Source organism: Micromonospora sp. DT81.3, assembly GCF_049847225.1.
Taxonomy (GTDB): domain Bacteria; phylum Actinomycetota; class Actinomycetes; order Actinomycetales; family Microbacteriaceae; genus Microbacterium.
This window is the reverse complement of record NZ_JBNCNY010000007.1, coordinates 99,027-118,341: the sequence shown is the minus strand read 5'-3', so window position 1 is coordinate 118,341 and position 19,315 is coordinate 99,027. Positions and strand designations below refer to the sequence as shown.

General features: G+C 69.9%; 12 protein-coding genes. 4 read left to right on the top strand and 8 right to left on the bottom strand.

All coding sequences use genetic code 11. From position 1 onward, the window contains the following. Nucleotides 1-9 precede the first annotated feature (9 nt). Nucleotides 10-978: a prolyl aminopeptidase gene (gene pip / locus ACPW96_RS16320; RefSeq protein ID WP_425884320.1), complete on the bottom strand. Its 969-nt coding sequence runs from the start codon at nucleotides 976-978 to the stop codon at nucleotides 10-12. Continuing rightward, nucleotides 975-1,847 carry a KPN_02809 family neutral zinc metallopeptidase gene (gene ypfJ, locus ACPW96_RS16315; RefSeq protein ID WP_425884318.1) on the bottom strand — a complete coding sequence of 291 codons (873 nt, stop codon included), beginning with the start codon at nucleotides 1,845-1,847 and terminating at the stop codon, nucleotides 975-977. The genes pip and ypfJ overlap by 4 nt, the downstream gene beginning before the upstream one ends. A 94-nt stretch (nucleotides 1,848-1,941) precedes the next feature. Between ypfJ and ACPW96_RS16310 the strand changes: the two genes are divergently transcribed. Both ACPW96_RS16310 and ACPW96_RS16305 read left to right on the top strand, forming a co-directional pair. Beyond that, nucleotides 1,942-2,985 (top strand): malate dehydrogenase, encoded by a 1,044-nt coding sequence (locus ACPW96_RS16310; RefSeq protein ID WP_425884316.1) that lies wholly within the window; start codon nucleotides 1,942-1,944, stop codon nucleotides 2,983-2,985. Nucleotides 2,986-3,076: 91 nt separating this feature from the next. Further along, entirely contained in the window at nucleotides 3,077-3,571 is a 495-nt protein-coding gene (locus ACPW96_RS16305) for a recombinase family protein (RefSeq protein WP_425821949.1), read from the top strand. Between the two features lie 25 nt (nucleotides 3,572-3,596). On the opposite strand, the gene ACPW96_RS16300 is transcribed toward ACPW96_RS16305, so the two are convergent. The 3 genes from ACPW96_RS16300 to ACPW96_RS16290 all read right to left on the bottom strand — a co-directional run bounded on the left by ACPW96_RS16300 (nucleotide 3,597) and on the right by ACPW96_RS16290 (nucleotide 10,080). Continuing rightward, nucleotides 3,597-5,981: an ATP-binding cassette domain-containing protein gene (locus ACPW96_RS16300; protein WP_425884315.1), complete on the bottom strand. Its 2,385-nt coding sequence runs from the start codon at nucleotides 5,979-5,981 to the stop codon at nucleotides 3,597-3,599. A 168-nt stretch (nucleotides 5,982-6,149) separates the two neighbouring features. Beyond that, complete coding sequence (locus ACPW96_RS16295) at nucleotides 6,150-8,252, bottom strand: acyl-CoA dehydrogenase (RefSeq protein ID WP_425884313.1); 2,103 nt, start codon at nucleotides 8,250-8,252, stop codon at nucleotides 6,150-6,152. A 154-nt stretch (nucleotides 8,253-8,406) separates the two neighbouring features. Next, nucleotides 8,407-10,080, bottom strand: a complete 1,674-nt coding sequence (locus tag ACPW96_RS16290; RefSeq protein ID WP_425821955.1) for a formate--tetrahydrofolate ligase — start codon at nucleotides 10,078-10,080, stop codon at nucleotides 8,407-8,409. Between the two features lie 127 nt (nucleotides 10,081-10,207). Here ACPW96_RS16290 and ACPW96_RS16285 point away from each other — a divergent pair, with 127 nt between their 5' ends. Then, nucleotides 10,208-11,068 (top strand): dienelactone hydrolase family protein, encoded by an 861-nt coding sequence (locus ACPW96_RS16285; RefSeq protein ID WP_425884311.1) that lies wholly within the window; start codon nucleotides 10,208-10,210, stop codon nucleotides 11,066-11,068. Between the two features lie 5 nt (nucleotides 11,069-11,073). Here the strand turns inward: ACPW96_RS16285 and ACPW96_RS16280 are convergent, their stop codons facing one another. After that, on the bottom strand, nucleotides 11,074-12,870 hold the full coding sequence (locus ACPW96_RS16280) for a glycoside hydrolase family 3 protein (RefSeq protein WP_425884309.1): 1,797 nt from the start codon (nucleotides 12,868-12,870) through the stop codon (nucleotides 11,074-11,076). Nucleotides 12,871-12,980: 110 nt separating this feature from the next. Between ACPW96_RS16280 and ACPW96_RS16275 the strand changes: the two genes are divergently transcribed. Further along, on the top strand, nucleotides 12,981-14,192 hold the full coding sequence (locus tag ACPW96_RS16275; protein ID WP_425884308.1) for a TetR/AcrR family transcriptional regulator: 1,212 nt from the start codon (nucleotides 12,981-12,983) through the stop codon (nucleotides 14,190-14,192). Between the two features lie 106 nt (nucleotides 14,193-14,298). Here the strand turns inward: ACPW96_RS16275 and ACPW96_RS16270 are convergent, their stop codons facing one another. Both ACPW96_RS16270 and ACPW96_RS16265 read right to left on the bottom strand, forming a co-directional pair. Then, nucleotides 14,299-16,245: a RecQ family ATP-dependent DNA helicase gene (locus ACPW96_RS16270; RefSeq protein WP_425884447.1), complete on the bottom strand. Its 1,947-nt coding sequence runs from the start codon at nucleotides 16,243-16,245 to the stop codon at nucleotides 14,299-14,301. A 507-nt stretch (nucleotides 16,246-16,752) separates the two neighbouring features. Continuing rightward, nucleotides 16,753-19,275, bottom strand: a complete 2,523-nt coding sequence (locus ACPW96_RS16265) for a DEAD/DEAH box helicase (RefSeq protein WP_425884307.1) — start codon at nucleotides 19,273-19,275, stop codon at nucleotides 16,753-16,755. Nucleotides 19,276-19,315 lie beyond the last annotated feature (40 nt).

Below are 19,315 nucleotides of genomic sequence, written 5' to 3'. Positions count from 1 at the left end.
CGCGGCGGGTCAGGCGGAGGCGAAGCGGTCCGTAGCCGCCACGAGCGCTGCGGCGATGCCCGGTTCCGTGACGGAGTGACCGGCGTCATCCACGACGACAAGTTCCGCTTCCGGCCAGGCACGATGCAGATCCCACGCGGTCATGATCGGCGTGCAGATGTCGTAACGTCCCTGCACGATGACGGCCGGGATGTGCCTCAGCCTCCCTGCATCCGCGATCAGCTGGCCCTCGCGGAACCAGCCGCCGTGCATGAAGTAGTGGTTCTCGATGCGCGCGAACGCCGTCGCGGCGTGCGGCTCAGCCATCTTCGACACCAGGTCGGGATCCGGCCGCAGGGTCAATGTGGAGGCTTCCCACGTGCTCCAGGCGACGGCCGCCGGTACGTGCACCGCCGGGTCGGGATCGCTCAGCCGCCGGTGGTACGCCTCGATCAGGCGGGACCGCTCCAGTACCGGGATCGGAGCGACGAAGTCCTGCCAGAGGTCCGGGAAGATCGCCTCGGCGCCGCCCTCGTAGAACCACTCCAGCTCGTGGCGCCGCAGGGTGAAGATGCCCCGCAGCACGAGCTCGGTCACGTTCTCGGGGTGCGCCTGCGCGTAGGCGAGTGCCAGTGCACTGCCCCACGAGCCGCCGAAGACCTGCCAGCGCGCGATGCCGAGGTTCTTGCGGAGCAGCTCGATGTCGGCCACCAGGTGCCACGTCGTGTTGTACCGGAGGTCGGCATCCGGCCACGCCGCATGCGGCGTGCTGCGTCCGCATCCGCGCTGGTCGAACAGGACGATGCGGTACTTCTCCGGGTCGAACAGCCGGCGGTGCGAGGGCGAGGTCGCCGCACCGGGTCCCCCGTGCAGGAACACGACGGGCTTGCCGTGCGGATTCCCGCTGCACTCCCAGTAGACCCGGTGACCGTCGCCGACCAGCAGCATGCCGCTGTCGTAGGGCTCGATCGGGGGGTACAGCGCGTCGGCCTCGGTCATAGGCTGCTTCCCGGCACGGCGAAGGTGTCGCACGCCCCGATGCCGTTGTCGTAGCCCGCGTCGAACCAGCGCTGGCGCATCTCGCTCGACCCGTGCGTCCAGCCCTCGGGATTGACGGCGCCCCCGGACGCCGCCTGGATGTGGTCGTCGCCGACGGTCGCGGCGGCGTTCAGCGCGTCCGCGATCTGCTGCCGCGTCGGGGGTTCGAGGAAGGGCACGCCGGCCTCATCCTCCTGCTCGGTCATCGCCCCGACCCACGCGCCGGCATAGCAGTCGGCCTGCAGCTCCATGCGCACGCCGTTGCTGTCCGGCCCCGTGCCGTTGTCGGGATACCTCTGCATCGTGCCCGTGATCTGCTGGATGTGGTGCCCGTACTCGTGCGCGAGCACGTACAGCTGGGCGAGCGGGCCGGCGGTGGCGTCGAAGCGATCGCGCAGGAGGGCGAAGAACGTCGGGTCGACGTAGACGTTCTCCTCCGGCGGGCAGTAGAACGGGCCGGTCGCATTGGATGCCGTGCCGCACTGGGTGCCCGTCTCGACATCCACGATGATGAGCTCCGGCTCGCGGTATCCCTCGACGTTCTCGGCCCAGAACTGGTCGATGGCGAGGGATGCCGCCGCCAGCCGGCAAGCGTCGTTGGCGTTGGCGTCGGCGCCCGTCTCGCAGTTCGCGATCTCGGAACCGCCGGTCTGCTCCTGCTGGGGTGCTCCGCCACCACCGACCAAGCCTGTGAGGTCCACACCCGTGAACATGCTGATCAGCAGGACGGCGATCCCCACGATTCCCACGCCGCCGCCGGCGACCGCAGCTCCGCGCCCACGGCGCCGCGCTTTGTTTCCCCCGACATTGGCGTTCTCATTGAACGTCATGGCCCCACGGTAGTTGACGCCGGCTGTGATCGTCAGGCGGCTCCGCGAAGGGCCACGGATGTCTATACTCTGCACACGCGCCTAGGCTCGGGGCATGGCAGCGACTCCTCCGACCGCGGGGACCACCCCGACCACACGGTCGATACCGACCACCGTGACCATCACCGGAGCGGGCGGGCAGATCGGCTACGCCCTGTTGTTCCGCATCGCGGCAGGAGACATGCTCGGGCCCGACGTGCCGGTGCGGCTGCGCCTGCTCGAGATCCCGCAGGGACTGCGCTCGGCAGAGGGTGCGGCGCTCGAGCTGCAGGACTGCGCCTTTCCGCTGCTGGCCGACGTCGAGATCACCGACGACCCCGCCGTGGCGTTCGACGGGTGCAACCTGGCGCTCCTCGTCGGCGCGCGGCCGCGTGGTCCGGGCATGGAGCGTGCCGACCTGCTGGCCGCGAACGCCGGGATCTTCGGGCCGCAGGGTGCCGCGCTCGGCGCGCACGCGGCGGACGATGTGCGCGTGGTCGTGGTGGGCAACCCGGCGAACACGAACGCACTGATCGCCGCTGCCTCTGCCCCCGACATCGATCCGAGCAGGTTCACGGCCCTGACCCGGCTGGACGAGAACCGCGCCAAGGGCCAGCTCGCCCAAGCGCTCGGCGCGCCGGTCGGCGACATCCGGAACGTCACCATCTGGGGCAACCACTCCGCCACGCAGTTCGCCGACGTCGCGCACGCCACGGTCGGCGGCCGAGCGGTGACGGACGCGCTCGCGGAGCGGCTCGACGTGGATGTCGCCGCCTGGCTCGACGACACCTTCCTGCCGCGCGTGGCGAAACGAGGTGCCGAGATCATCGAGGTTCGTGGCTCCTCGTCCGTCGCCTCGGCCGCGAACGCGACGATAGACCATGTGCGGGACTGGGTGCACGGCACGGGCGAGGGATGGACGTCTGCCGGTCTGATCTCCCGCCGCGAGTACGACGTGCCGGAGGGCCTCGTCTCGTCGTTTCCCGTCCGCAGCGACGGAACCGGCTGGCAGATCGTCGAGGGGCTCGAGATCGACGACCGGGCGCGACGGCTCATCGACGCATCGGTGGCAGAACTCGCGGCCGAGCGCGACGCGGTGCGCGAACTCGGCGTCCTCTGAGTGGTCGTCCCGCTCGCAGCGGTCTCCCCGCCCCGGCTCGGTTACGGAGTGTCGCCACGCCAGGCACAATAGAGGGGACGAAGGAGCGCGGATGAGCGAGACAGCAGGCGTGACGGATGCCGCCACGCGGCACGCCCCGCACGATCACTCCTCCGAACCCGGGCTGCAGACGAGCCCGCTGCACCTGCCGCACACGGCGGCCGACTGCCCCAAGTGCTTCGTCGAGCTGCAGCGCGACCGCGACTGGTGGCAGGCCCGTCCCGCCGGGTCCCGTCTCGTGGGCCTCGTCGTGGCTCGGGACGGCATGCCGCCGGTCGTGGAGCAGCGCGACGACCTCACGCGCTTCGGCGTCCCGATCGAGGGGTTCCGGCATCCGGCGCCCGACATCCTGGAGACGTGGGAGGACCGACTGAGCCGCTTCTTCGGCACGGTCCGCTCCGGGGACGTTCTCGTCGTCACGAGCGTGCACGCGCTGGGACGCGACATCGACGAGGAGACGCGCACCGTCGCCGAACTGCACCGCCGCGGCATCGTGGTGAAGGTGCTCGGCCACGGCGGCCCGCACCTCTACGACACCGGGCGCTAGAGGAAAAGGGCCCGGACCCCCTGTCCTATGCCCCGACGTAGTGCCGCAGGTGCGTGGCGGTGAGGGTCTCGCCCTTCGCCACGAGGTCGGCCGGCGATCCCTCGAACACGACCGTGCCGCCGTCATGGCCCGCACCGGGTCCGAGGTCGATGATCCAGTCGGCGTGGGCCATCACGGCCTGGTGGTGCTCGATCACGATGACACTGTTGCCGGCGTCGACCAGCCTGTCGAGCATCGCGAGCAGGTTGTCGACGTCGGCCAGATGCAGGCCGGTCGTGGGCTCGTCGAGCACGTAGATCGCGCCCTTCTTGGCCATGCTGATGGCGAGCTTCAGTCGCTGGCGCTCACCGCCGGACAGCGTGTTCAGCGCCTGCCCGAGCGTGATGTAGCCGAGGCCCACGTCGCTCAGGCGCGCGAGCATCGTCTGCGCGGGGCCCTTCGCCGAGGATGCCGCGAAGAACTCGGTCGCCTCGGCCACCGACATCCCGAGCACTTCGGCGATGTTCTTGCCGTCCAGCAGGTAGCCGAGCGCCTCGTCGGAGAAGCCCGTGCCGCCGCACACCTCGCAGAGGGTCTCGACGGTGGAGGCGAACCCCAGCTCCGTGATGATGACCCCGAGCCCCTTGCACGCGGGGCAGGCGCCGTCCGAGTTGGCGCTGAAGAACGCGGGCTTCACACCGTTCTCCTTGGCGAACGCGGCCCGGATGCCATCGAGAAGGCCCGTGTAGGTCGCCGGGCTGCTGCGCCGAGACCCCTTGATCGCCGACTGGTCGACGACGACGACATCATCGAACGCGGGGACGTTGCCGTGGATCAGCGACGACTTGCCCGAGCCGGCGACGCCGGTGACGACGGTCAGGATGCCCAGCGGGATGTCGACGTCGACGCTCTTCAGGTTGTGCTGGGTCGCGCCGCGGATCTCGAGGTGTCCCTTCGGCGCGCGCAGCGACGATTTGAGCTGCGCTCGGTGATCGAAGTGCCGGCCCGTCAGGGTGCCCGAGGCGCGGAGCCCTTCGACATCCCCCGTGAACATGATCTCGCCGCCGTTCCGCCCCGCCCCCGGGCCGAGGTCCACGACGTGGTCGGCGATCGCGATGACCTCGGGCTTGTGCTCGACGACGAGCACCGTGTTGCCCTTGTCGCGGAGGAGCCGGAGCAGCTCGTTCATGCGCTGGATGTCATGAGGGTGCAGGCCCGCGGTCGGCTCGTCGAAGACGTAGGTGATGTCGGTGAGGCTCGACCCGAGGTGGCGGATCATCTTCGTGCGCTGCGCCTCGCCGCCCGAGAGCGTGCCCGACGCGCGATCGAGGGAGAGGTAGCCGAGGCCGATGTCGACGAAGGAGTCGACGGTGTCGCGCAGCCCGGCCATGAGCGGTGCGACCTCCGGGTCCTCGACAGTGCGCAGCCACGCCGCCAGATCGGTGATCTGCATCGCCGCGGCATCCGCGATGTTGACACCCTGGATCTTCGACGACCGCGCTCCGTCGTTGAGACGCGTGCCGCCGCAGGCGGGGCACGCCGTGAACTTGACGGCCCGCTCGACGAACGCGCGGATGTGCGGCTGGAGGCCGTCGCGGTCCTTCTGCAGGAAGCTCTTGGTGATCTTCGGGATGAGCCCCTCGTACGTCATGTTGAAGTCGCGCAGCTTGACCTTTGTCGGCTCCTTGTAGAGGAAGTCCTGGCGCTCCCTCTCCGTGAACTCCCTGATCGGCTTGTTGGGATCGAGGAAGCCCGATTCCGTGAAGCCCTTCACCATCCAGCCGTCGACGTTGTAGCCGGGGATCGTGATGGCGCCGTCGGCGAGCGACTTGCTGCTGTCGAACAGCTCGTCGAGGTCGACGTCGCTGACCTCGCCGAGACCCTCGCAGCGGGGGCACATGCCACCCGTGAGCTCGAAGGTGCGGTGCTCGCGCTGCGGCTTGCCCTCGCCGCGCTGCACGGTGATCGCCCCGCTGCCGCTCACGGAAGGGATGTTGAACGAGAACGCCTGCGGCGAGCCGACGTGCGGCTGCCCGAGCCGGCTGAAGAGGATGCGCAGCATGGCGTGCACGTCGGTCGCCGTGCCGACCGTCGAGCGGGCATTCGCCCCCATGCGCTCCTGGTCGACCAGGATCGCCGGACTGAGGTTCTCGAGCGCGTCGACCTCGGGACGGCCGAGGGTGCCCATGAACTGCTGCACGAACGTGGAGTAGGTCTCGTTGATGAGGCGCTGCGACTCGGCGGCGATCGTCCCGAACACCAGCGACGACTTGCCCGACCCACTCACCCCGGTGAACACCGTCAGCCGGCGCTTCGGGATCTCGACGCTGATGTTCTTGAGGTTGTTCTCGCGCGCCCCGACGACCCGGATCAGTTCATGGGAATCGGCGACGTGAGGGCTGGTGGCGGCGTTCTGCGTGGCAACGGACATCGTGTTCCTCCGACTGTTCAGACTAGTGAACACACTGCCGTGCATCACGGACAGATGGTGTGTCCGCATTCTCCGGAGCGCGAAGGGACCCGATCTGCTGCTTCTGGCGTGTTCGAGCAGCAGATCGGGTCCCTTCGGCATGGGTCAGCCCGCGAGGCGGTGTCCCGGTTAGTTCTTGATGTGCTTCTCCGGCGTCGGCAGCACGCCCGCCTCGCGCAGCGCGTCGTAGTGGGCGCGCGCCTCGTCCTGGCGCTCCTGCTCGGCACCCGACGCGATCGGGGCCCGGACGTGCTCCGGCGCGTAGCCGAAGGCGTCGACGAGGTCGAGGGCGTGGGGACGAAGTCGCAGGCACAGGCGGTCGATGTAGCTCGACACCGCCGCGGCGCGCTGGGTCGAGAGGCGCCCGTTGATCAGGTGCCACGCGAGGTGCTTCTCGATCAGCCCGAGGCCGAACAGGTCACGCATCCAGGTGAGCACCTGCTTGGTGCCGGCATCCTCGATCGCGTCGACGGCATCCGTGAACGCCTCCCACTGCAGCAGCTCGCCGTGCGCACGGGCCGCCTCGATGAGTTCGGACTGACTGGCGTTGAAGATCGCCGCCGCCTCTTCCTTCGAGAGCCTGGCGGCCGGGCGCAGGCGGGCCGCGATGTCGGCGACCATCTGCTGCACGCGTTCGGTCAGCAGCTCGTGCTGCTGCTCGGCGCGGAGACCCCGCTCGACCGACCGAGCGGTCGAGCCGAAGTCGCTGACGGCCTGGCCAAGCTGGCGCAGTCCGGAGCCGTGGAACACGTGCCCCGCGGTCTGGCCGGCCGCGTAGGCCACGAGCTTCTTGGCATCCGCGCCCTTGAACTGCTTCGCGTAGTCGCTCAGCAGGCGCTTGCCGACGAGCTGCAGCAGCACGTTGTTGTCGCCCTCGAACGTGGCGTAGATGTCGAGGTCGGCCCGCAGCCCGACGAGCCGGTTCTCGAAGAGGAAACCCGCGCCGCCGCAGGCCTCGCGCGCCTCCTGCAGGGTGTCGAGCGCGTGCCAGGTCGACAGCGGCTTGAGGGCCGCAGCCAGGGTCTCGAGGTCCTCACGGTCGGCATCCGAGGCTGCGTCCCCGCTGAAGACCGAGTCGAACTTCTGCAGGAACACGTCGTGCGAGAAGATGTGCGCGTAGGTGCTCGCGAGCCGCGTCAGCAGGCGGCGCTGGTGCTTGCCGTAGTCGAGCAGCACGACCTCGCTGGTGCCTGCTCCGGAGTCGAACTGCCGGCGCTGGGTGGCGTACGTGATGGCGATGTAGAGGGCGAGCGCCGACGCCCACGACGCGGCGCCGTCGAGCGACACCCTGCCCTGCACCAGGGTGCCGAGCATCGTGAAGAACCGTCGGCCGGCGCTCTTGATCTCGCTCGAGTAGGTGCCGTCCGGGGCCACGTCGCCGTAGCGATTGAGCAGGTTCGTGCGGGGAACGCGCACGTGGTCGAAGTGCAGGCGGCCGTTGTCGATGCCGTTCAGTCCGCCCTTGAGGCCGTCGTCCTCCCCGCCGATGCCCGGCAGGAATGCGCCGTTCTCGTCGCGGAGAGGCACGTAGAAGCAGTGCACGCCGTGGTTGACGCCGTTGGTGATGAGCTGCGCGAACACGGTCGCGGCGATGCCGTGCAGGGCGGCGTTGCCGAGGTAGTCCTTCCAGGCGCCGCGGAAGGGCGTGTGGAGCACGAACTCCTCGGTGTCAGGGTCGTAGGTGGCCGTCGTGCCGATCGCCGCGACATCCGAGCCGTGGCCCGTCTCGGTCATCGCGAACGCGCCGGGGATCTCGAGGTTCATGATGCCGGGGAGCCACTTGTCGTGGTGCTCCTTGGTGCCCAGCTGAAGCACCGCCGAGCCGAAGAGGCCCCACTGCACGCCGGATTTGATCTGCAGGCTCGGGTCGGCGACGACGAGCTCCTGGAAGCCGGCGATGTTGGCGCCGTTGTTCCCCTCGCCGCCGTACTCCTTCGGGAAGGCGCGGAGGACGCCGCCGTGCTCGACGAGCAGGTGCAGCTGAGTCAGCACGCGTTCGCGGTGCTCGTCCATGCTGAGCCCGTCCACCCGGTGGAAGGCCGGGTCCTTCAGCATCTCGCGGGCCTCGCGGCGGGTGTCGGCCCAGGTGCCGAGCAGCAGCTCGTTCACGCGGTCGACGTCGATGCGGGCGTCGGATGCCTCCTCCGGCGTCGCCGGGGCGGCCGGTGCGCCTCCCGCGGGGGTTCGCTTGCTTCTGGATGGCTTCTCGGGTCGCACAACGGTGTCGGTCATGGGGGTCCTCACATCGCAGGGGGGAAAGGGGATCTGCCTCGATGGTAGAAGTTCGACAACCCTTTCCCAACACGCATGGAGTTATCCGACAAGGGAATCGACCGACGTCACCCACGGGCGTTGTACAGCCCCCACACACGGGCGCCGTCGCGGGTCAGAACAGGCCGACGATGCGGCCGTCCTCGGTCACATCGATCTCCATCGCGGCAGGGTGCTCCGGCAGGCCGGGCATCGTCATGACATCGCCGCACACCATGACCACGAACTCGGCACCGGCGGCCAGGCGCACCTCCCGGATGTCGACCGAGTGCCCGGTCGGTGCTCCGCGCAGCTTCGAATCGGTGGAGAACGAGTACTGGGTCTTGGCGACGCAGACGGGGTAGTGCCCGTAGCCGGCGTCCTGCAGGCGGCGGATCTGGGTGCGGACCGCCGTCGAGGCCGTGATGTCGTGGGCCCCGTAGATGCGCCGGGCGATGGTGCGCATCTTCTCCCACAGCGTCGCCTCGGCGGGATAGACGAACCGCAGCTCGCTCGGCTCGTCGCACAGTCGCACGACCTCGCGCGCGAGGTCTTCGGCCCCGGCGCCGCCCTCGGCGAAGTGCGTGGCGAGGACCGCTTTCGCGCCGAGGCGTTCGACACCGGCGATCAGCGCCGCCACCTCGGCATCCGTGTCCTCGGCCCGGGAATTGATGGCGACGACGCACGGCAGGCCGAACACCTCCCGCACGGTGGCGATGTGACGCTCGAGGTTCACCAGACCGTGCTCCAGGGCCCCGACGTTCTCGGCAGGCAGACCCGCTACCTCGACTCCGCCGTGGTACTTCAGCGCCCGCACCGTGGCGACGATCACGGCGGCGGAAGGGCGCAGACCGGAGGTGCGGCAGAGGATGTCGACGAACTTCTCGGCCCCGAGATCGGCGCCGAAGCCGGCCTCGGTGACGACGTAGTCGGCGAGACGCAGGGCCGCGCCGGTGGCGATCGCGGAGTTGCAGCCGTGGGCGATGTTGGCGAACGGCCCGCCGTGGATGAAGGCCGGGGTGTGCTCCAGCGTCTGCACGAGATTGGGCGCCAGCGCATCGCGCAGGATCGCCGTCATCGCGCCGTGCGCGGCGAGGTCGCTCGCGAGCACGGGTGTCCTGTCGCGGGTGTACGCCACGACGATGCGGCCCAGGCGGTGCCTCAGGTCGGCGAGGCTCGTGGCCAGGCAGAAGATCGCCATGACCTCGGACGCCACGACGATGTCGAAGCCGGACTCCCGAGGGTAGCCGTTGCCCGCCCCACCGAGCCCCACGACCACATCCCGCAGGGCACGGTCGTTCACATCGAGCACCCGACGCCAGGTGATGCGCCGCACGTCGATGCCCAGCGCGTTGCCGTGGTGCACGTGATTGTCGATGAGCGACGCGAGCAGGTTCGTGGCCAGAGCGATGGCCGAGAAGTCTCCGGTGAAGTGCAGGTTGATGTCCTCCATCGGCACGACCTGGGCGCGGCCCCCGCCGGCCGCCCCGCCCTTCATGCCGAACACCGGCCCGAGCGCGGGTTCGCGCAGGCAGATCATCGCCCGTTCGCCGATGCGCGTGAGCGCGTCGCCGAGCCCGACCGTCGTGGTGGTCTTGCCTTCACCCGCCGGTGTCGGCGAGAGCGCGGTCACCAGCACGAGCTTGCCCTGCGGGCGACCCTCGATGCCCTGCAGAAAGGGCAGTGAGACCTTCGCCTTGTAGCGCCCGTACGGTTCCAGGGCATGATCCGGGATGCCGAGGCTCTCGGCGATCTGGCCGATCGGACGCAGAGTCGCCGCCTGGGCGATCTCGATATTGCTCGGGCTCATCGTGAATCCTCCCGCGGTCGCCGCTGACCGCTCGCCCAGCCTAGAGGGCCCCTTCAGCGGTCAGGCGGAGCGGATCGCCGGACGTGACCATGGTGGCCGGAGCGCTCCGCGGGACTATGGTCAACGCATGAAACGCACCCTCGCCGGCATCGTGGCCGCCCTCGCCGTGGCCCTCGGGTCGACTCTCGGACCTTCCGCGGCCCCCGTCGCTGCGGCGACCGCGGCCCCCACGGCTCTGGTCGCGGCCGCGGCGGCTCTCCCGGTCACAACCACCACCGTGACGGTGAAGATCGACGGTCGCTCCTTCTCGGCCCGGCTCGTCCAGCCGAGCGGAAGCGCTCCCAGGACGTACCCCGTGATCGCCTTCGGACACGGCTTCCTGCAGTCCACCGCACAATACGCAGGCACGCTTAACTCGATCGCCTCCCGCGGCTACGTGGTGATCGCTCCGAACAGCGAAGGCGGCTTCGCACCCGACCACTCGCGCTTCGCCGACGACCTCTGGCGGTCGCTGCGGTGGGTGCGGTCCACCCAGCCCAACGCGAGCCTGACCCTCGACGCTGTGGCGGGTCACTCCATGGGCGGCGGCGCCGCGGTGGTCGCTGCCGATCGATACCCGGACATCGACAGCATCGCAACTCTGGCGGCCGCCCAGACCACGCCGTCGGCCACGGCCGCGGCGGCCGGCATCGCCGTGGGTGCCCTCTTCGTCGTCGGTTCGGCCGACACGGTGGTGGCGCCGGTCACGACGCGCGGCATCTACAACGCCAAGCCCTCTCCTGCGACGTTCGCGACGATCACCGGCGGCTACCACTGCGGTTTCATCGAGTCGACCGCCTTCCTCGGCGTCGGCTGCGACCGGGGCTCGATATCGCGGTCGGCGCAGCTTTCGATCACCCGCGGGCTGCTCGGCGCCTGGTTCGACCGCGCGTTCAAGGGCGCGCCCGTCCCCGCCGTCCCCAGCGGAGTCGTCGTCGAGAGAAAGTAGCGACGCTAGAGCGGAAGGCCGTGCCCGAAGCGGAACAGCGGGTCCTCCGTGTCGAACGGCACGTCCGGCCGGTTCGCCTCGACGGCTGCCGTGCTGCGCGGAAGGTCGAACGGGAGACGGCCCTTCGGATGCGCCGCACCGGTCAGCACGTCCAGCAGAGCGTGCGCGCTGACACCCCAGTTCGCCACGACGGCGGATGCCGCTCCCACGAGACGGGTCAGGATCGCCGGCCGATCGAGGAACACGTCGACGACGGTCGGCACCGCACGGGCGACCTCGAGGACATGCGCGATCGTCTCCGCATCGAAGTCGAGCGAACCGGCGTGGAAGAAGTTCTCGAACGTCGTGGCTCGGGTCTCGAACGGGGCCTTCAGTCGCAGGATCGCGACGTCGGCGTCCTTCGGTCCCTGTGCGAGGACCCCGTACTCGGCGACGATCTCGGCCGGGATGCCCTCGGCGTAGATGCGCAGACCGCGAGCCAGCGGGAGCGTCGGCTGCACGCTCCCGATCAGCTCGTTCGTGAGGACGGTGATCGAGGCGCGCTGTGCCTCGGCGCCCGCGGCGCGGAACTCGGGCGATCCGACGATGGCCCCTGCCGCCTCGGCGTCGACGTACGGGGCGTCGAAGAGGCCGAGGACGAACTTCTCGCGCAGCAGGCGCCTCGCGGAGGCATCCAGCCGCTCTTCGGCGATGTCGCCGTCGACCACCAGCTCGACCAGCAGCTCCGGGCAGGCCTCGCCGCCGAACTGGTCGGCACCGGCATCCAGCACCTTCTTCATGCGTTCGCGCGGCGAGAGGTGCTCCACGCCCCAGGCGCGAGCGGGGTGCCGGTCGCCGAAGATCTCGGCGTCGGTGAGAAGGCCCCAGTCGGTGCAGACGACGCCGTCGAAGCCGTAGCGCTCGCGCAGAAGGCCCGTGATCACGGACTTGTTGAAGCCGAAGCCCACCTCCTCGTACTGCGTGCCGACGGGCATCCCGTAGTACGGCATCACCTGGCGGGTGCCGGCGTCGAACGCGGCCTCGAAAGGCGTGAGGTGCAGCTCGAACGCATCGCCGGGGTAGACCTGCTCGCGGCCGTAGGCGAAGTGCGGGTCCTCGCCGTCCTTCTGGGGACCGCCACCCGGAAAGTGCTTGGTCATCGTGGACACCGAGCCGGCGCCGAAGGACGCGCCCTGGAATCCGCGGATGTAGGCGGCGCCGAGTCGCGCCGACAGATCGGCGTCTTCGCCGAACGTGGCCACCGCACGAGACCAGCGGGGCTCGGTGGCCAGGTCGACCTGGGGGTGCAGCGCGACGCGCAGCCCGACCGCCGTGTACTCCTGCCGGGCGATGTCGGCGAAGCGCTCGACGAGCTCTTCGTCGCCGATCGCAGCGAGACCCATCGTCTCCGGCCACTGCGAGAACGGACCCGCCATGATCGCGGCGCCCGGGTTGTCGCTGAAGGAGTGCCGGGGATCGCTCGAGAGCGAGACCGGAATGCCGAGACGAGTGGATGCGGCGAGGCGCTGCAGCGCGTTGTGCCACTCGGCTATCTCGCCGGCGCTCGGCGCAGTTCCCAGCAGGTTGAAGTGCGTCATGTGCCGCGACTCCACGAAGTCGACCGCCGACGGCGTGCCGAAGGCGGGGTTCGACTCGGCCAGGTCCCCGACCGCGATCATGGTGTGGAAGAAGAGTCCGGCCTTCTCTTCGAGCGTCATCTCGGCGAGAAGCAGCTCCACCCGCTCGTCGACGGGCAGGCCGGCATCGAGCCATGGACGGTCGGCGGCTGGTGCGTCGGTGCGTGTTGCGGTCAGATCTGTCATGTCGGGTTCCTCTCCCGGGAGTGCGCCGCGGCGCAGGGACGATCGTACACATTGATGCCGACCGCTTGGTAACCTTTAGCCGTGAGCAGCCTCGGAGTGGAGGAGACCAGATGAGCGCGACGACGACGCGACGCCAGTACGTCAACGGCGTGCGCAGACGCGAGCAGATTGTGGATGCCGCGGCCGACCTGTTCGTCTCGCCGGGCTTCGGCGCCACATCGCTGCGCGACATCGCCGCACGAGCCGGCATCTCGCATCCGGGTCTGCTGCGGCACTTCACGGGCAAGGACGAGATCCTGGCCGCCGTCGTGGAGCGGCTCGAACGGCGCAATCGCGAGTGGGTGCACACACAGGGGTCCGACAACCCGCTCTCCATCCCGGGGCTGGCCCGCCGCAACGCGGAGGCGCCCGGGTACGTGCAGCTCTTCGCGATGCTCGCCGGCGAGGCGACCAGCATCCGCCACCCCGCCCATGAGCGCATGCGGGAGCGGTACCGCGAAGTGCGGGAGTACACGCGCCGCGATCTCGTCGCCACGGGCGCAACCGGGAATCCGCTCGACGACGCCACGGCCGTGGCAGCGGGGTGGGACGGGCTGCAGCTGATGTCGCTGTACGCGAACGACGGCATCGACATCCCGCGACACCTCGAGGAGCGGCTCGCGTGGATGCGCGGGGAGAGGTCGAAGGTCCTCCTTCCCCCGGCGCCGGATCCGATCCCGGTGTACACGGCGCTCGAGCCGGAGGCGACCGGGTATGCGAAGGGTCGCGAGCGGCGGGCGCGGATCGTCGCGGACGCCTCGCTGCTGTTCGCGCGGGACGGCTACCACCGCACCAGCCTCAAAGAGATCGCCGCAGCCGTCGGCATCCCGAAGGCCACGCTCATGCACCACTTCGGCACCAAGGAGGACCTGCTCACGGCAGTGCTCGTCCGCCGCGATCGCCTGCTCGTGCGCGCCGACCGCCCGCCGCTCAGCCCGGGGGACGAGCTGACCGGAATCGCCGAGGGGGCAGCCCGCAGCGCCCGGGAGGCACCCGGCCTGATCGAGGTCTATGCCGTGCTCTCGTGCGAGGCGGCGAGCGCCGACCACCCCGCGCACGGCTACTTCGCGCAACGCTTCGTCCGGACGCGGGCGTTCTTCACCAATCTGCTCGAGCGCCTCGGCGCCGAAGGACAGCTCGCCGAAGGGGTCGACCCCGAACGGGACGGGACATGGCTCGTCGCCCTGTGGGACGGGCTGCAGTATCAGTGGCTCTACGAGCCGGACGCGGTCGACCTGCCGCGTCTGCTGGACGAGTACGCGCGGAGCCTGGTCAAGGCCTGACGCGGCGCTCGTCACCCAGCCCGTCGAGGGGTCACGGGCAGCGGCTTGGACGATTTGACGCGCTCAGCGACCGGCATCCGGAACCGGACCGACCGGCGGGGGTCGCTCAGGCCGCCGCGATCACCGCGATCACGGCCTCGCCGTACGCTTCGCGCTTCTTGGCGCCGATGCCCGAGATGCCGTCGAGGTCCCGGACGGACGACGGCCGCGCCTCTGCAAGCGCCCGGAGCGTGGCGTCACCGAACACGACGTAGGCGGGAACGCCCTGTTCCTTCGCGGCGCCGGCCCGCCACGCGCGAAGCGCCTCGAAGAGGCTCCGGTCGCCGGCATCGGTCAGTTCGGCCCCCGCGCCGGCGCGGGTTCGGCGGGAGCCGGCTCCCGTTCGTCCGATCACATCGCGCCGGAGCGACACGGTTCGGCGACCGCCCAGCACCTCTGCGGCCGCGTCGCCGAGGGCGAGCGTGCCGTACTCGCCCTTGGCCACGAGGAGGCGCTGCGCGAGAAGCTGGCGGACGACGCTGCGCCAGTCCTGGTCGGAGATGTCTGAGCCGATGCCGAAGGTCGCGAGCTTGTCGTGCCCCTGCTGGGCGACCCGGTCGGTGCGCGCGCCGCGCAGGATGTCGATCAGGTGGCCGGCGCCGAACGCCTGACCGCGCTCGCGCTGCAGGCGCACGATCGTCGACAGAAGCTTCTGCGCAGCGATCGTCCCGTCCCATGCCTCCGGAGGCTCCAGGCACGTGTCGCAGTTGCCGCACGGGCCCGACTGCTCGCCGAAGTATCCGAGCAGGTCGATGCGCCGGCATCCGGTCGTCTCGCAGAGTGCCAGCATGGCGTCGAGGTGCTGCCCCATCCTGCGCCGGTGGGCCGCATCGCCTGCGCCCTGGTCGATGAGCCGCCGCTGCTGCACCACGTCGCCCAGGCCGTACGCCATCCACGCGATCGACGGCTCGCCGTCGCGGCCCGCGCGCCCGGTCTCCTGGTAGTACCCCTCCACCGACTTCGGCAGATCGACGTGGGCGACGAAGCGCACATCCGGCTTGTCGATGCCCATACCGAACGCGATGGTCGCGACCATCACGACACCGTCCTCGCGGAGGAACCTCGACTGGTTCGCGCTGCGCGTCGCGGCATCGAGCCCCGCATGGTACGGGAGTGCGTCGATGCCCTTCGTCCGCAGGAACTCCGCCGTCTGCTCCACGGTCTTGCGGCTGAGGCAGTAGACGATGCCCGCGGGTGCCGGCCCACCGTGTCCCGGCGTCGGTCCCCCCGGTCCCCGAGCTTGTCCGCCCGGTCCTTGAGCCTGTCCGCCCGGTCCTTGAGCCTGTCCCCCCGGTCCTTGAGCCTGTCCCCCCGGTCCCTGAGCCTGTCCCCCCGGTCCCTGAGCCTGTCGAAGGGAATTGATGAACGCGATCAGCTGCTGGCGCGCCTCGGCCTTGGGCACGATGCGGTACTGGATGTTCGGCCGGTCGAAGCTCGCGACGAAGTGCCGGGCGTCGGGAAGGCGCAGGCGCTCGGTGATCTCCTTGTGCGTGGCCTCGGTCGCGGTCGCCGTGAGAGCCACGCGAGGGACCCCGGGGAACTGCTGGCCGAGCTCGCCGAGCGTCAGGTAGTCGGGGCGGAAGTCGTGGCCCCACTGCGACACGCAGTGCGCCTCGTCGATCGCGATGACCGACAGGCTGCCGCGCTGCAGCAGTGCACGCGTCGCCGCGTTCGAGAGGCGCTCAGGGGCGACGTAGATCAGGTCGAGCTCGCCCGAGAGGTAGGCCCGCTCGACGGCCGCACGCTGCTGCGGCGCCTGGGTCGAGTTCAGGTACGCGGCGCGCACGCCGTTGGCGACCAGGGCGTCGACCTGGTCGTGCATCAGGGCGATCAGCGGACTCACGACGAGCCCGGTGCCGGGACGCACGAGCGCCGGGATCTGGTAGACCAGGCTCTTGCCGCCACCCGTGGGCATGAGCACGACGGCGTCACCTCCGGCGACCAACTGGTCGATCGCCTCGGCCTGATTGCCTCGGAACGACTCGTACCCGAAGACCGTGTGCAGCGCCTCCAGCGGCGTCGCGTAGCGGGAGGGTGTGGCGCGCGGCTCCGCGGCTGCGCGGGGTGCGGTGCGGGCGGATGCGGTGGGGCCGAGCGTCGCCCAGTCGTTCTCGGGCGGCGGTGCCCAGTCTCCGTCGGCGGGCGGCGCCCAATCGTCGTCGGGCTGGGGCAACTCGTCGGGATCCCAAGGGGCGTAGTCCTCGAGCGGCGGAGCGTCATCTGCCGGGAGGAATGTCACCCGTCGAGTGTAACCAGCGGCGGCGACACGGCCTGGTGCCGTGCCCTTGATGCGTGCAAGCGCACCGCTGCCGGCGCCGACTGTGGAGAAGCGCCCAACGACCGCCAGCCGGTCGCTGGGCGAGCGCAGCGAAGCGACGCGCCGGACGGCGGCATCCACCGTCACGGACTTCGGAGAATGGCGCCTCAATCGGAAACTGACCCGGAAATCATCCGAACTCCGCGACATTTTCCGAAGTCCGTCCAACCGCACCATCGCCCTCGATCGGAACCGTGGACCGCACTACAGCCGCAGCACCTCGGTGATCCGGACGATGGCGGCGCCCGCCTCCTCCGACGCGGCCAGGTCTACCTCGCCGCGGATCCGCCAGTCGTGGTCCCCCGCCGGGTCGTCGATCGTCTGCTCGACGCTCCAGACACCGGATGCCGCGGCATCCGATTCGTCGACCGTCACGAGCCGGGGCGACCGCGCGGGGCCGCCGGTAAGCATCTCGTCGTGCTCGTCGAAGTAGGCGTCCAGGGCGGCGGACCAGTCGACATCCGGATCGAGCGCCGCCAGGTCGTCGTCCTTCTGCAGAGCCGCGAGCTGCACCCGACGGAACAGCTCGTTGCGCACCAGCACGAGGAACGCGCGCCGGTTCGTCAGCACCGACGGGGGCGCTGGTGGCACGACCGGCGCGTTCGGGTCGCTGACCGGGTTCACGAGGCTCTCCCACTCATCGACCAGCGAGGAGTCGACCTGCCGGACGAGCTCGCCGAGCCATGCGATGAGATCCAGCAGCTCGGAGGTCTGCGCCTCCGACGGCACCGTCTGACGGATCGCCCGGTAGGCGTCGCTCAGGTAGCGCAGCACGAGCCCCTCGCTGCGCGCGAGCTGGTAGTACGAGATGTGCTCGGCGAACGACAGTGCCCGCTCGAACATGTCGCGCACGACCGACTTCGGCGACAGCTCGAAGTCGCGCACCCACGGCTGGCTGGTCGCGAAGACCTCGTACGACTGCAGCAGCAGCTCCTCGAGCGGCTTGGGGTACGTCACCTCCTCGAGGGCATCCATGCGCTGGTCATAGTCCAGGCCCTCCCGTTTCATGGCCGCCACGGCATCACCTCGTGCGAGGAACTGCTGCTGCGAGAGCACGGGGCGCGGATCATCGAGGGTCGACTCGATCACACTGACGACATCGAGGGCGTAGTGCCCGGTGCCGGCGGCGTCCGGGGCGTCATCCGGGTCGAGCAGCTCGATCGCGGCCAGCGCGAAGGGCGAGAGCGGCTGGTTGAGCGCGAAGTTCGGCTGCAGATCGACGGTGAGGCGGATGACGGGGGCCGCGGTGATGGACCGGTCCACCACGACGACACCCGCCGCCACGAGCGTGCGGAAGATCCCGAGCGCCCGGCGAGCGAGCTCGAACCTGCGCGGCCGTGGTTCGTGGTTGTCGAACACCAGCGAACGCACGTTGGCGAACACGTCGCCACCTCGCGCGATGACGTTGATGAGCATCGCCGCGGTCAGCTGCAGGTGGGCCTCCAACGGCTCGGGCTCGGCATCCACCAGCCTCTCGAAGCTCGCCTCGCCCCAGTTGACGAAACCCTGCGGGGCCTTCTTGCGCACGATCTTGCGCTGCTTCTTCGGGTCATCGCCTGCCTTGGCGACCGCACTCGCGTTCTCGATCTCGTGCTCGGGGGCCATCACCACGACGGTCCCCGCCGTGTCGAATCCGGCGCGCCCCGCGCGCCCCGCGACCTGGTGGAACTCGCGGGCGCTGAGCTGCCGCATCCGCTGCCCGTCGAACTTCGCGAGCGCCGTGATCATCACCGTCCGGATCGGGACGTTGATGCCGACGCCGAGCGTGTCCGTTCCGCAGATGACGCGCAGCAGCCCCCGCTGCGCGAGCGTCTCGACGAGGCGCCTGTAACGCGGCAGCATCCCTGCGTGGTGCACCCCGATGCCGGCCCGCACGTACCGTGAGAGCGTGCGCCCGAAGGCGGTGGTGAACCGGAATCCTCCGATGGCCTCGGCGATCGCATCGCGCTGCTCGCGTGAGACGATGCGCACACTCGACAGCGCCTGAGCGCGCTCCATCGCCGCTGCCTGCGAGAAGTGCACGATGTACACGGGAGCCTGCCCTGTCTCGAGCAGCTCCTCGACGGTCTCGTGCACCGGCGTGCGGGCGTATGAGAAGTGCAGGGGAACGGGCCGCTCGACGCCGGTGATGCGCGCTGTCGGCCGCCCGGTGCGGCGGGACAGGTCATCCGCGATGGCCGTGACATCCCCGAGCGTGGCGGACATGAGCACGAACTGCGCGCGGGACAGCAGCAGCAGCGGCACCTGCCACGCCCATCCGCGGTCCGGATCGCCGTAGTAGTGGAACTCGTCCATGACCACCTGGTCGACCGGGAGGTCCGCTCCCTGCCGCAGTGCGAGGTTCGCCAGGATCTCCGCGGTGCAGCAGATGATCGGCGCATCCGGATTCACGGATGAGTCGCCGGTCACCATCCCCACATTCGCCGCGCCGAAGATGTCGACCAAGGAGAAGAACTTCTCACTCACGAGCGCCTTGATCGGAGCGGTGTAGTATGTGCGGCCGCCGCGCGCCAGGCAGGCAGCGTGGGCGGCGACGGCGACGAGCGACTTGCCTGTTCCGGTCGGCGTCGAAAGGATGACGTTCGCACCCGAGACCAGCTCGATCGCCGCTTCATCCTGCGCCGTATAGAGGCTGAGACCCTGGTCGGTCGCCCATGCGAGGAATCCCTCGTAGATCGCGTCGGCGTCGGCGCCGCGCGGAACGTGCTCGAGAAGGGATGTCGACACGTGTCGAGTCTGCCAGGCCGGGCGACGCTGGCCGGCCTGG

Bases quoted from the DNA above. Each gene is read 5' to 3' on its own strand.
- pip (WP_425884320.1), bottom strand. From the start codon at position 978: ATGACCGAGGCCGACGCGCTGTACCCCCCGATCGAGCCCTACGACAGC.
- ypfJ (WP_425884318.1), bottom strand. From the start codon at position 1,847: ATGACGTTCAATGAGAACGCCAATGTCGGGGGAAACAAAGCGCGGCGC.
- ACPW96_RS16310 (WP_425884316.1), top strand. From the start codon at position 1,942: ATGGCAGCGACTCCTCCGACCGCGGGGACCACCCCGACCACACGGTCG.
- ACPW96_RS16305 (WP_425821949.1), top strand. From the start codon at position 3,077: ATGAGCGAGACAGCAGGCGTGACGGATGCCGCCACGCGGCACGCCCCG.
- ACPW96_RS16300 (WP_425884315.1), bottom strand. From the start codon at position 5,981: ATGTCCGTTGCCACGCAGAACGCCGCCACCAGCCCTCACGTCGCCGAT.
- ACPW96_RS16295 (WP_425884313.1), bottom strand. From the start codon at position 8,252: ATGACCGACACCGTTGTGCGACCCGAGAAGCCATCCAGAAGCAAGCGA.
- ACPW96_RS16290 (WP_425821955.1), bottom strand. From the start codon at position 10,080: ATGAGCCCGAGCAATATCGAGATCGCCCAGGCGGCGACTCTGCGTCCG.
- ACPW96_RS16285 (WP_425884311.1), top strand. From the start codon at position 10,208: ATGAAACGCACCCTCGCCGGCATCGTGGCCGCCCTCGCCGTGGCCCTC.
- ACPW96_RS16280 (WP_425884309.1), bottom strand. From the start codon at position 12,870: ATGACAGATCTGACCGCAACACGCACCGACGCACCAGCCGCCGACCGT.
- ACPW96_RS16275 (WP_425884308.1), top strand. From the start codon at position 12,981: ATGAGCGCGACGACGACGCGACGCCAGTACGTCAACGGCGTGCGCAGA.